Origin of the sequence: Paraburkholderia sp. BR10936 (genome assembly GCF_040965735.1) — a bacterium.
Classification (GTDB): Bacteria; Pseudomonadota; Gammaproteobacteria; order Burkholderiales; family Burkholderiaceae; genus Paraburkholderia; species Paraburkholderia nodosa_A.
The window spans coordinates 654,075-666,632 of the sequence record NZ_JBFRCM010000002.1; the positions used below are offsets into that span (position 1 = coordinate 654,075).

At 66.3% G+C, this 12,558-nt stretch carries 11 protein-coding genes and 1 rRNA gene; 9 read left to right on the plus strand and 3 right to left on the minus strand.

Features of this window, described 5'->3' with window-relative positions; all coding sequences use genetic code 11:
* Positions 1 to 15: 15 nt before the first annotated feature.
* Complete coding sequence (gene nadE / locus AB4Y36_RS06460; protein ID WP_368682576.1) at positions 16 to 894, minus strand: ammonia-dependent NAD(+) synthetase; 879 nt, start codon at positions 892 to 894, stop codon at positions 16 to 18.
* Positions 895 to 1,187: 293 nt separating this feature from the next.
* Between nadE and AB4Y36_RS06465 the strand changes: the two genes are divergently transcribed.
* Positions 1,188 to 2,330, plus strand: coding sequence for a L,D-transpeptidase (locus tag AB4Y36_RS06465; protein WP_368682577.1), 1,143 nt, complete (start codon positions 1,188 to 1,190; stop codon positions 2,328 to 2,330).
* A gap of 34 nt (positions 2,331 to 2,364) precedes the next feature.
* Here AB4Y36_RS06465 and AB4Y36_RS06470 read toward each other — a convergent pair whose 3' ends face one another.
* Positions 2,365 to 3,279, minus strand: a complete 915-nt coding sequence (locus AB4Y36_RS06470) for a DMT family transporter (RefSeq protein WP_342947156.1) — start codon at positions 3,277 to 3,279, stop codon at positions 2,365 to 2,367.
* A gap of 203 nt (positions 3,280 to 3,482) precedes the next feature.
* Positions 3,483 to 5,057, minus strand: coding sequence for an ABC1 kinase family protein (locus tag AB4Y36_RS06475; RefSeq protein WP_368682578.1), 1,575 nt, complete (start codon positions 5,055 to 5,057; stop codon positions 3,483 to 3,485).
* 179 nt (positions 5,058 to 5,236) lie between these two features.
* Between AB4Y36_RS06475 and AB4Y36_RS06480 the strand changes: the two genes are divergently transcribed.
* The 8 genes from AB4Y36_RS06480 to AB4Y36_RS06515 form a co-directional block, all read left to right on the plus strand.
* Complete coding sequence (locus tag AB4Y36_RS06480) at positions 5,237 to 5,992, plus strand: DeoR/GlpR family DNA-binding transcription regulator (protein ID WP_069261815.1); 756 nt, start codon at positions 5,237 to 5,239, stop codon at positions 5,990 to 5,992.
* Positions 5,993 to 6,419: 427 nt separating this feature from the next.
* Positions 6,420 to 7,502 (plus strand): 2-aminoethylphosphonate ABC transporter substrate-binding protein, encoded by a 1,083-nt coding sequence (gene phnS, locus AB4Y36_RS06485; protein WP_368682579.1) that lies wholly within the window; start codon positions 6,420 to 6,422, stop codon positions 7,500 to 7,502.
* Positions 7,503 to 7,720: 218 nt separating this feature from the next.
* Complete coding sequence (gene phnT / locus AB4Y36_RS06490; protein WP_368682580.1) at positions 7,721 to 8,839, plus strand: 2-aminoethylphosphonate ABC transport system ATP-binding subunit PhnT; 1,119 nt, start codon at positions 7,721 to 7,723, stop codon at positions 8,837 to 8,839.
* The gene (locus AB4Y36_RS06495) at positions 8,817 to 9,731 is read left to right on the plus strand and encodes a 2-aminoethylphosphonate ABC transporter permease subunit (RefSeq protein ID WP_069261817.1); all 915 of its coding nucleotides are present in this window, start codon (positions 8,817 to 8,819) and stop codon (positions 9,729 to 9,731) included. The genes phnT and AB4Y36_RS06495 overlap by 23 nt, the downstream gene beginning before the upstream one ends.
* The gene (gene phnV, locus AB4Y36_RS06500; RefSeq protein WP_069261818.1) at positions 9,721 to 10,596 is read left to right on the plus strand and encodes a 2-aminoethylphosphonate ABC transport system, membrane component PhnV; all 876 of its coding nucleotides are present in this window, start codon (positions 9,721 to 9,723) and stop codon (positions 10,594 to 10,596) included. The genes AB4Y36_RS06495 and phnV overlap by 11 nt, the downstream gene beginning before the upstream one ends.
* Before the next feature lie 73 nt (positions 10,597 to 10,669).
* Entirely contained in the window at positions 10,670 to 11,353 is a 684-nt protein-coding gene (locus tag AB4Y36_RS06505; RefSeq protein WP_368682581.1) for a GntR family transcriptional regulator, read from the plus strand.
* A gap of 73 nt (positions 11,354 to 11,426) precedes the next feature.
* On the plus strand, positions 11,427 to 11,981 hold the full coding sequence (locus AB4Y36_RS06510; protein ID WP_368682582.1) for a phosphonate degradation HD-domain oxygenase: 555 nt from the start codon (positions 11,427 to 11,429) through the stop codon (positions 11,979 to 11,981).
* 511 nt (positions 11,982 to 12,492) lie between these two features.
* Positions 12,493 to 12,558 (plus strand): 16S ribosomal RNA (locus tag AB4Y36_RS06515); the annotation flags it as partial.

Consider the following 12,558-nt stretch of genomic DNA (forward strand, 5'->3'; position numbering starts at 1 on the left):
CGTTCGCGCCGCGCTTCAGCGGCCGTCGTCGGCGCGGTCGTACGGTGTATAGGGCAACGCCCGCTTGTGGCGCGTCGACTCGTAAAAGCGAAAGATCGTCTCGTACGTGCGTTCGCTCACCGGCTTACCTTCCAGAAAGTCGTCGATCTCGTCGTAGCCGATCCCGTAGGCGTCTTCGTCAGGATGCAGCGGGCGCAACGTTTCCAGATCTGCAGTTGGCGTTTTCTCCACCAGCGTGGCCGGGACGCCCAGCGCCCGCGCGAGCGCGCGCACGCGGCGCTTGTTCAGGCCCGCGAGGGGCAGCACGTCGGCGCCGCCGTCGCCGAACTTCGTGAAAAAGCCCATTAGCGATTCCGCCGCGTGATCCGTGCCGATCACCAGTCCCGCTCGCGCGCCGGCCACCGCGTACTGCGCGATCATCCGCTCGCGCGCCTTGATGTTGCCGTGGAGCTTGTCCTGCTCGCTTCCGTCGGCGAAGGCGAGGCCGCTTGCCGCGAGCGAGGCGAGCATCGCGTCGGCGGCGGGGCGCATGTCGACGGTCAGAATATCGTCCGCCGCGATGAAGGCGAGCGCGGCGGCGGCGTCCGCTTCGTCGCGCTGGGTGCCGTAGGGCAGACGCATCGCGATGAAACGTGCCGACGTCTGGCCCTGCGCGCGCAGCCTTTCCACGCTCAGTTGCGCGAGGCGCCCCGCCGTCGCGGAGTCGATGCCGCCGCTGATGCCCAGCACGAGCGTGTGCAGCCCGCTCGCCAGGAGGCGCTGCCCGAGAAAGCGCACGCGCTGCTCGATTTCGGCATGTGCGTCGAAGTGTGCGGCGACGTTCAGCTCGGCGATGATGCGGTGCTGGCGGGCGAGGCGATCGGCTTCCGGGTTGGCGTCCGATTGGGGGAGCATGAGCGGTTCCTCAATTGGCTGCGCACGCGACATACGCGCGCAGTCTGCGTTGTCTGGTCTAATGTCGGGTGGTCGTGGCGCTGTCAGCGACGCCGCATGGCACGGCGCCCGACGTATCCGACTTCAGACAAGACGCACAATCGGCCGGACTCACGATGAACGACAATTTTTCGCGGCGCATGGGCGCTCGCGTACGCGGTGGCGTCCGGGGCGACGCCCCGAAACTTCCCCATCATAGAACGCGGTGGTTGGGCGCGCCGGCGCGCCGCGCAATAGCGACCGTACTCTGCACCTTGTCTTGCGCTTCGTGGGCGGCAAGCGCCGCTTACGCCTCCGATGCCGAGACGGCTTCCGGCGCTCACGTTACCTCGGGCACCGTGCGCAGCGCGCCGGCGCAATCGGCGTCGAAGCCGGCCGCTTCGGGCGCATCCGTTGCATCGGCTGCTTCGGGCGCGCCGGCGGCTCGGCCGGTTGCCACAGCGGCGTCGGCAGCTTCCGCTGCTTCCACGCCCGAGCCTGTTTCGGCGGCCTCGGGCGTTTCGAGTGCGTCTGCCGCTTCGTCGGCACAGCCGGCTTCCGCGGCCTCGGCCGCGTTGGCCGCTTCCGCGCCTCCCGCGCTGGTGCTGCCCGTTCACCGGATGCTCACGCCGGAGGAAGCCGCAGAGGAAACCCGCGGCGCGCTCGAAATGCGCAAGCGCTTCGCGCGCGACGTCAACCGGCGGCTGCATGTGCCGCTGGCCGAGCAGCGCGCCTACGGCCAGCGCCTGCAGGCTGCGCTCGACGAGAAGAACCTCGGCGCGCTGGCGGGCGAGTTCGTTATCCTCGTCGATCGCAGCGCGAATGTGCAGGCGCTCTTCATCTACTTCCGCGCGATGCCCGACGAGCCGTGGCTCATGATCGGCGCGTCGCCGGTCGCGACGGGACGCCCCGGCGAGTATGACCACTTCCTCACGCCGCTCGGCGTGTTCGAGCACACGCCGCTGAACATGGACTTCCGCGCGGAAGGCACCATGAACCAGAACAACATCCGCGGCTATGGCCGGCGCGACATGCGCATCTATGACTTCGGCTGGGTGGACGGCGAACGCGGCTGGGGCAAGGGCGGTTATTCGCAGATGCGCTTCCAGATGCACGCCACCGACCCCGACCGCCTCGAGCCGCTGCTCGGCATCCGCCACTCGAAGGGCTGCGTGCGGATACCCGCGACGCTCAACGCGTTCATCGACCACTACGGCATCATCGACGCCGAATACCAGGCGCTGGTCGATGCGGGCAAGTCGCTCTGGGTGCTCCACTCGGACCGCGAGATCACACCGTGGGCGGGACGCTTCGTCGTCGTGGTCGATTCGGAGCGCAAGACGCGTCCGGCGTGGTCGCCCGCACCCGGCGGCAAGGCGCGTGCGAAGGTGCCGGCCGGCGCCGACACCGCTGACTAAGCGTGTCATCCGGGCGGTCGCGCCAGCGCATGCGCTACGCGCGCCGCGCGAGCAGCACGCCCGCTAGCGCGACGCCGAAGCCCGCCATTTGCACGGGCGTGAGCGTTTCGCCGAACAGCAGCCAGCTTTCGAGCGCCGCAAGCGGCGGCGCGAGAAAGAGCAGCGCCGTGGCGCGGGCGGCGTCGCCGTGGCGCACCATCCATACGAGCAGCGTCACGCCCACGCCCGAGAGCATCGCGATGCCCCACGCCAGCGAGAACCACAGGGTCGGCGTGGCGATCCAGCGCGTCTCGCCGAGCACGAGCGCGAGCACGGCGGCGACGATCGCCGCGCCCAGATTCTGCACGGCGCTCGCGCTGCGGATGTCGGCTTGCGCGAGCGACGTCTTCTGATAGAGCGTTCCCGCCGTGATCGATCCGACCGATACCACCGCGACCACCACCACGAGCAGCGGATTCGCATGAGCGTGCATGGGCGCGGTCGCGGCAGCGGCGTCCGCGATCGCGCCGCCGCCTGCGTGCATCGCGGCGTACAGCTTCGGGCTCAGCACGAGCACGACGCCGGCGAGCCCGAGCGACATGCCGGTCCAGCGCAGCGGCGGCAGGCGCTCGCCGAACGTGCGTGCCGCGATGGCGGCCGTCAGGAGCGGCTGGAGCGCGCCGAGGAGCGCCATCACGCCCGCGCTCAAACCTTGCGCGACCGCCCAGTAGCCCGCGCCCAGATAGACGCCCTGCAGGAGCGCGCCGGCGAAGAGATGCTTGCCGATTTCGCGTCCGCGCGGCCAGGGCGCGCGCATGACCAGCGCGACGATCGTGAACAGCGCCGCCGTGCCTGCGAAGCGCGCGAGCAGGAACAGGTTGGGATCGGCGTAGGGCGCAATGGCGCGCGCGACGACGAAACCCGTCGACCACAGGAAGACGAAAAGGGTGGGTGCGAAGGTGGCGAGCATCGGTGTCGAAGTGGACGCGCGCTGACGCCGCGCGCGGAGAAACACGAAAGGCTCGGAGTATCGCGCAACGTGCGGGTGGCGGTCTTGTTCAGGACTGCACTGGTCCGGGCCGGCGCCGCTAGATGAGTTGAATGCAACTAACTGCCTAGCCCGTGCCGCGCCAGCCAATGCAAACGACGTCAAGGCGGAAACACTAGCGGCCGCTAGCTTCCAAACAATACCGCGGTCACGCCGATCAAGCCGCCGCAGAGCGCGCAGGCGAGCAGCAGCGCGCGCGTGCGCCGATGCTCGCGGCGCCAGGCATCGAGCAAGGCGGCCTGCTGCGCGGCCTGTCCCGCGGCGGGACCGTGTCCGCCCTTCGCTTGATGCTCGAGGAAGCGGAACACCATCTGCGGCACGCGCGGGGCGATTTGCGCAAGATGGGGCAACTCCTGCGAGAGTCGCCGGATCCAGCCCTGGTGGCCGAGATCTCGCCGCGCGATGTCGGCGAGCGTGTGCCGTGCGATGCCCCACGCGTCGACGCCCGGATGAATCGAGCGGGCCAGCTGCTCGGCCTGGCCGAACGCGCGCTGCGCCGCCACGAGGCGCGGCGAGACTTCACCTCCGAACGGCTGCACCGAATGCAGCAGATGATGGAACAGCGCACCCGCGCTGCGCTCGTCGGTGTCGCTCGCGAAATGCGCTTCGCTGCGCGTGCGCAATTCGGCCTCGATCTGCTCGGTGCGTGCATGCGTGGGCACATGACCGGCCACGTGATGCAGCGTGGCGAGCCGGCCGTAGTCCTGTTCGAACAACGCGGTCGCACCGTGCACGAAGAATTCGCGTTCAGGCGAAGAAAGGCTCGTCATCAGCGCCGCACCCGCGAGCACGAGGCGGCCGCGCGTCTCGGGTTCGACGCTCACCGCGACCCGGCTGGCGTCGAGGGCCGCATGGAAGAACCCGTGCTCGAACGCCTGGCGCGTGACCACTTCGATCAGATGGGCCGCCACCTGCGTGACGTTGATGTGGTGTTCGGCAAGCCCGGCGATGTCGGTCGCGCGCACGGTGTCGATGTGCTGCACCGCGATCGTCTGGGGGGTGCAGAGGTCCCAGATCACGTCCGGCACGACGATGCGCGGATCGTCGCCAAGCTGGTGGCCGCTCTGGCTCAGGTTCGCGGCCTGGGCGCGCAGGTCGAAGCGGTGCTGCAGGTCGTCGCGCAGCGCCTGCGCGAGCGTGTGCAACTGCAGCTTGCGCGCGGCGCGCGAAAAGCGCTCTATCCAGCGGGCCACGGCGCACAGGAGCGCGGCGTCGTCGTCGACTTCCTGAACCTGTTTGGCGCGCAGCACGCGCAGCGTGATCGTCTGGTGGCCGTTCACCGGCAGCGCGAGCCGCGCGATGTGCGTCTGCTCGCACCAGCCGTTATGGGCCGGCTTGGGGTCGATCCACGTGAACACCGTTTGGGGCGGCTTGCCGAGCGCGGCGCGCAGCGTGGTATCGAGCGCCTCGCCCGCGAGGGGCTCTTCGAAATGCTCGATGGCGTCGATCGCGTCGTGCAAGGTCGCGCCCGCGAGTTCGGGGCGTGTGGCGAGCGTTTGCGCGAAGGCCGCGGCAAGCGGCGCGAGACGCGGCAGCGAACCGTGCAGGCGCGAGGCAAGGCGCGGGTCGCCGTGCAGGTTCGAGGCGAGCGTGAGGAACCAGTGCAGCTTGTGATGCTCGGGCGCGGCGAGCCAGATCAGCCTGAAGCCATAACGCAGTGCACAAAACAGCAGACGCAATTGACGAAGTCGTGAACGCATGAATTTCAAGGGTCATCGCGTGAGCGCGCGGTCCCCACGAGATTAGCAGGGATGGGGATGCGATGGCAGGGCAGTCTCGTTCTGCGCATGCGTAATACAATACGGCGGCTTTTCCGCATTCACGTCGGACTCACATCATTCCCAGCGTTATTTCCACGCACTACCCCGCGCCCACCGAGATGCTCGCAGAACAACGTCACCAATACATCCTCTCGCAAGTGAACCGGACAGGCGCGCTTTCCGTGGCGGATCTCGTGCGCGAACTGCGCGTCTCGCGCGAGACGATCCGGCGCGACCTCAATACGCTCGCAGAGCGAGGGCTGCTCGTCACGACCCACGGCGGCGCGCTCTCGAGCGACCGCCGGGAGCCCGATCTCGACGTGCGCGAAGCCGCCAACGCGAGCGCCAAGCGCGCAATCGGCGAACGTGCGGCGGAGTTCGTGCCCGACGGCGCCTCGGTCATCATCGATTCGGGCAGCACCACGCATGCGCTCGCGCGCGCGCTCACGGACCGCCATCGGCTCACGGTGTATACCAACGACTGGCGCATCGCGCTGTTGCTCGGCCGCCGCAACGAGAACCGCGTCACGCTGCTGGGCGGCGAGCTGTCCGACCACGAGGAAGCCACCTTCGGCCTCGACACCGTGCAGCAGCTTGCCCAATACCACGCCGATTTCGCGTTCGTCGGCGCGGGCGGCATCACCGCCGACGGCTGGCTCACCGACTACTCGCGCATGGTCGCCGAGGTACGCAGCCGCATGCTCGCGGCGACGGCCTGCGCGATCGTCGTCGCCGACCATTCGAAGTTCGGGCGCGTCACGCCCGTGCGCATCAACGGCTTCGAGCAGGCACGCTATGTCATCACCGAGCTTGCGCCCGAAAAGAGCATCGCGCGCGCGATTACGGCGCGTGGGCCCGAACTCGTCATCGCCTGACTCTCCCTGCGGCGCGGCGTGGCGCGCGCTGCGCTTGCCCGTCTACACGCCTGCATGGCTGCCGTCAGCACCTTCCCGGCAGAATCAGCACGCCTATGTGGCTTGTCGAATATTGGCGAATTGTGGAATTTTTTGACAAACGCCACAATCGTCATGCGCGTGTCATCAAAACCTGTGATTCTTGCGGGGCCCGTCCAGATGGGCCGGTCAGCGAGGCGAGCGGCAATTCCGCGGCTTCGCTTGGCCGGCTGGTTCAGGTGGAAAGTGTCGGATTGTAGACAATCTGCAATCGCGATACGAGACCACCGCGAGGCGGGCAATGACAGGCGGCGCAGTCCGCCGAAGTTCGGATTGTTCAGCTCAGTTCGATCCATTCAACAAACGCATCGGGTATCCCGAGCACCTGGTTTTGCCTTCGGAGAGTGACATGAACCACACGAATTCCCATCGCGCGGGTTTTGCACGCAAGCTGCTGCCGATCGCGGCCGCCGCGGCGCTTCTGGGCGCTGCAGCGAGCGCGCATGCCGCCGACGCCGTCGTGCTGTACACGGCCGACGGCCTCGAAAATCTCTACAAGGACGTGCTGCCGGCCTTCGAGAAGAAGGAAGGCGTCAAGGTCAACATCGTCACGGCGGGCAGCGGCGAAGTGGTGAACCGCGCGAACGTCGAGAAGGACTCGCCGAAGGCCGACGTGATCGTCACGCTGCCGCCGTTCATCCAGACGGCGCAGCAGAGCGGCCTGCTCCAGCCGTACCAGAGCGTGAACTACAAGAACGTGCCGACGATCGCGAAGGCGACCGACGGTTCGTGGGCGACGTTCGTGAACAACTACTTCTCGTTCGCGATCAATCCCGATGTCGTGAAGAACGAGCCGAAGACGTTTGCTGACCTGCTGCACCCGGACTACTCGGGCAAGGTCGCGTACTCGAACCCGGCCACGGCTGGCGACGGCATGGCCGTGATCATCCTCACGACCTCGCTGATGGGCGAAGACAAGGCGTTCGACTACCTCAAGAAGCTCGAGCAGAGCGCGAAGTTCCACACCAAGGGCACGGGCTACCTCGACGTGCTGCTCTCGCGCAACGAAATCGCGGTGGCCAACGGCGACCTGCAGATGGATCTCGACGACGCAGCCAACGGCGGCCTCTCGCTCAAGCCGATTTTCCTCGCGGCCGACGCTGGCGGTCATCCCACGACGTTCCAGCTGCCGTACGCTATCGGCCTGATCAAGAACGGGCCGAACCAGGCTGAAGGCAAGAAGCTGATCGACTACCTGATGTCGACGGACGTGCAGTCGAAGGTGCCGGACATCTTCGGTATTCCGGGCCGCACCGACGTGGCGCTCACGGGCAAGAACGGCGAAGCCGTCAAGCAGGCCATCCAGGGCGTGAAGCTGATCCCGGTGGACTGGAACCAGGTGATGGCGAAGAAGGCCGACTGGACGACGCGCTGGAAGACCGAAGTGATCGGCTCGTCGGGCAAGCAGCTCGAAGTCGTGAAGCCGAAGTAAGCAGCAGCAATTTGTAATTTTGTATGGGATGGGACCTGGTGCTTCCGCGCCAGGTCCCATCGACAGCTTTGCATAGGACCAGAGTCAGGCGCTTTGCATGGGACCGGAGTAAGGAGCTTTGCATGGGACCAGAGTAAGCGCTAAAGCGCCAACTCTGGTCGACAGCTAAAGCGCCAACTCTGGTCGACAGTTAAAGCGCCCACTCCGGTCGATAGGAGATGAACCCGGTGAATACCGCAAGCCTCGCGCCGGCCGGCATGGCCCGCGCGCTGCCGGATGTGTCCGGACTGACTGACGCCACGGACGCCTCCGGCGCTGCGGGCGTGCAGATCGACCACCTGAGCGTGCGCTTCGGCGCGCGTACTGTCCTCGACGATCTGTCGCTCACGATCCGACGCGGCGAACTGTTGACCGTGCTGGGCCGCAGCGGCTGCGGCAAGACGACCTTGCTGCGTTTCATCGCGGGGTTCATCGAAGCCGACGGACTCGCGGGCACGCTCACCGTGGCGGGCCACGATCTGACCCATGTGCCGCCGCTTCAGCGCAACCTGGGTTTGCTGTTCCAAAGCTATGCGCTCTTTCCGCATCTCTCGGTGTTCGAGAACGTCGCGTTCGGGTTGAAGGCGCGCCGCGTACCGTCGCGCGACATCGCGCGGCGCGTGGCCGACGCGCTCAAGCTCGTGCAGCTCGGCGACGCGGGGCACATCATGCCCGCGCAGCTCTCGGGCGGCATGCAGCAGCGCGTGGCGCTCGCGCGTGCGCTCGTGATCGAGCCGGACGTGCTCCTGCTCGACGAGCCGCTCTCGGCGCTCGACGCCAATCTGCGCGCCTCGGTGCGCTCCGAATTGAAGGCGCTGCACGAGCGGCTGCCCGACCTGACGATCGTCTGTGTGACGCACGATCAGGACGACGCGCTCGTGCTCTCCGACCGTACGCTGCTCATGCGCGATGGCCACATCGCGCAGCTGGGCACGCCGCAGGAACTCTACGACACGCCCAACGACGCCTACGTGGCCCGTTATCTGGGCGCGGCGAACCTGCTGCCACCGAACGTCGCGTTCCCGGTGGGCGATGCGCGTCACGACGTGCGCGACAAGCTCGCATGCCTGCGTCCCGAAAGCCTGCGCATCGTGCCGCTCGGCGAAGGCTCGCTGCACGGCACGATCGAATCGGTCGAGTGGTATGGCTCGGTGCTGTCGGTGCCGGTGCTGCTCGACGCGATGCCGAACGAACCGGTGCTCGTCACCATGCAGCGCGGCCACGGCATGACGCCGGCGAAAGGCATGCGTGTGTCCCTGCGTTACGAGGCTGACGATGTCGTCCTTATCAACCCCTGATTCCGCCCAGGCTCTGCCCGGCGCCGATGCGCACGCGGCCGCCGTGCGCCGCCGCGAACGGCGTGCGCAATGGCATATCGCGTTTCTGCTCGTGTTCGTGCTCGGGCCGCTGGTCGTCTATCCGCTCGTGCGGCTCGTGCTGCTGAGTCTTTCTGGCGCGCATGGCTTGAGCTTCCACGCGTACGAGACGTTCTTCGGCAATCCCGATTCGCGCGGCGTGATCGCCACGACGCTGTGGATCCTGTTCCTGAGTGCGGGTCTGGCTTCCGTGCTGGGTGTCGCGCTCGCCGCGCTGCTGTTCTTCAAACCGTTTCCGGGCGCACAGCTCGTCACGCGTTTTCTGGAACTGTTCGTGGCGTTCCCGTCGTTTCTCGTCGCGTTCACGCTGATCTTTCTGTACGGCTCGCAGGGCTCCGTGAGCATCGGGCTGCAACGGCTCTTTCATTTGCAGGCGCCGCCTCTCGACTTCCTGTTCGGCATCGGCGGGGTAGTGCTCGCGGAAGTGGTGTTCTACGCGCCGTTCGTCGTGCGCCCGACGCTCGCCGCGTTCGCGCTGCTCGACATGCGCCTGATCGAAGCCGCACGCAGTCTCGGTGCGAACAGCCGCATGGTCGCCCTGCGCGTGATCCTGCCGCTCGCGTGGCCGGGTATCGCGGCGGGCACGATCCTGTGTTTTCTGCTGACGTTCAACGAGTTCGGCATTCTGCTCGTGCTCGGCAGCGCGCACCTCATCACGCTGCCGGTGGCGATCTACAGTTCGGCCACGGTCGACCTCGATCTGCCGACGGCCGCCGCAGGCGCCGTGGTCATGCTCGCGATGTCGCTTTCCCTGTATGCGCTGTATCGGCGCGTGAATCGACGCAGTCATGGAGGCGCGCGCAATGTCAACTAATCCCGTCGCCGGTTCCGACCGTATCGCGCTGCCGCCCAAGCATCTTCGCGCGCAGCCCGTCGAGCGCAGCCTCTTCTCGCGCATTGCCAGCGCGACACTGCTTGGCTTCGCGGCGCTGCTGTGCTTCTGGCTTTTCGTGTTGCCGGTGATCGTCGTCGCGCTGTCGAGCGTCGCGTCGCACTGGTCGGGCACGATCTTGCCCGACGGTTTCAGCACGCGCTGGTTCGAGCGCCTCGGCTCTACCGACTTCGATGCGCTTGCAACGAGTCTCGAAGTCGGCTTCGGCGTGGCGGTGCTCGGCACCGCGCTGGGTCTGTGGCTCGCACTCGCGCTCGAAGGACGCGACCGGCGCGGTTTGGGCGCGGTCGTCGACACGCTCGCGATGGTGCCCAACGGCGTGCCGAGCGTGGTGCTCGGCCTCGCAGTGTTGATCGCCTATCACAAGGCGCCTGTGGATCTGTCGAGTTCTGCTGCGATCGTCGTGTTCGTGCAGCTGGCTCTGGTGCTGCCGTTTTGCTATCGATGCGCTTCGGCCGCGCTGCGTCCCGAGCTGACCGTGCTGCGCGAAGCGGCAGCGAGTCTCGGTGCGCCGCCTTCGATGGTGCTGCGCCGCGTGGTGCTGCCGCAGCTCGTGCCGGCCATCCGCGCGAGTCTCGCGCTGGGCTTCGCGCTGTCGCTGGGCGAACTGGGCGCGACGCTCACGGTGTATCCGCCGGGGTTTGCGACGGTGCCGATCGTCGTGGTGGGCGCAGTCGAGCGTGGTTATTACCTGCCGGCATCGGCACTATCACTGGTCTTGTTGCTCGTCTCGCTGGGGGCGCTGCTGCTGATCGCGGCGCGTGTGCCGCGCCGGCGAGCGGACTGAGCGGATGGATGCCATGCGGTTCGATGCGCCGCAGGCGCGCAACAGACGGCCAAGGCAGGGCATGCAAGATCCGATGAGCGATGAGCGTGCGAGTAGCGGCAACGCGGGCGATCCTGAGGCATTGTCCGACATGACGCCGCTTGCCATGGTGCGCCAGCATTCGCTGACTGCCCTGGTGCGCGACGAGATCGAGCGACGCATCGCGGCGGGCGTGCTCGCACCCGGCGACAAACTCAACGAAGCCGACTGGGCGGCACGCCTCGCCGTCTCGCGCGGGCCGGTGCGCGAAGCGTTTCGCGCGCTGGAGCAGGCAGGTCTCGTGCGCAACGAGAAACATCGCGGTGTGTTCGTGCGCAGTGTCGGCGCGGCTGAGGCTCAGGAACTGGGCGTAGTGTGCGCAGCGTTGCGCGAAGCGGCATGCCGGATGCTGGCGCCGCGCATCGACGCGACGCAGGTCGCGGAGTTGCGCGAGCATCTCAATGCGATGCGCGACGCGGTGGTCGCCGAGAAGGGTGAGGCGTTTCTGCAAGCGCGCGACGCGTTTCGCGCGTCGCTCTTGGCAGCGGCGGGCAACGCCAGGCTGCGCGAGACCTATGAGCGGACCGTGAGCGAATTGCGGCTCTCTTCGCAGCGTGCAGCACCGACGCACAGCGCAATGGATGCATCGTATGCAGGGCATCGCGCGCTGTTGAGCGCGCTCGCATCGCGCGACGCCGACGAATCGGCCACGCGCATGCGCGAGTCCTGCGGCGACTGAGAGCGGAAGGAACGATGGACGGCGCTCAGGTGTGGGCCGTCGCCGAATTCACGTCATAGAGGAGTTGAAGAAGATGGCACTGAGCCTCGCGGATATTCGTGGGCTGTTCGAGACGTATGGTGCGTTGGCCTATAGCGGCGAACCGGTCACGCAACTCGAACACGCGCTGCAAAGCGGTGCGCTGGCAGAAGAAGATGGCGCGACCGAAGAACTGACCGCCGCGGCGTTCCTGCATGATCTGGGTCACCTGCTCAATCGTCAGGGCGAAACGCCGACCGAACGCGGCATCGACGATCTGCACCAGTACTATGCGTTGCCGTTCCTGCGGCCCGTGTTGCCCGATAGCGTGCTGGAACCTATCCGCCTGCATGTGGATGCGAAGCGCTACCTCTGTGCCGTCGATGAAGCGTATTTCGGCTGCCTCTCCGCAGACTCGGTGCGCAGCCTCGAATTGCAGGGTGGCATCTTCAATGAAGATGAGGCGCGCGATTTCGCTGCACGCCCCCACGCCGAAGACGCGGTGCGCCTGCGCCGCTGGGACGATCTCGCGAAGGTGGCGGGCAAACCGACGCCGGATCTCGACCACTATCTACATCTCGTCGAACGCGTCATGCAACGCCACGTTTGAGGCGATTGCGCTCCCGCGCTTTTCCGATTTTCACGCGAGTCAAAAAACCGCTTGCAAGATGTCATCTGCGTGACTAGAATTCCGGTCTTTCGCGCTTTCGATGAAGGCGCGGGGAGACGGGAAGCCTGGGGCGAAAGCCTTGTGGCGGCTGGGTCTGCGGGTGATTCGAAGTTGAGCGGCAGGTTGAACGAAGTAAAAAAACCTGTTGACAGATCGCCAGACAGTCTTCATAATCTCGTTTCTCTGCTGCTGACGCAGCAACGCAGAAAGAAGCCGGTAGTTGAGCAGTTTTAACGGCGCTTTCGCGATCGATCTTTAAAAATTTACAGCCGATAAGTGTGGGCGCTTGATGCGGTGGCGACCCGATAGTGTTCTTCGGAGCGGTATCGGGAGCGGCAAAAGTATCAAGAGTCTCACACTAAAGTAAGTCAGGTTTTTGAATTTATTCAGAACCTGTCAGCTTTGAGTGAGCGACCGGTCTCGAGAGAGACCGAAAACAGTAACAGGTATTGAACTGAAGAGTTTGATCCTGGCTCAGATTGAACGCTGGCGGCATGCCTTACACATGCAAGTCGAA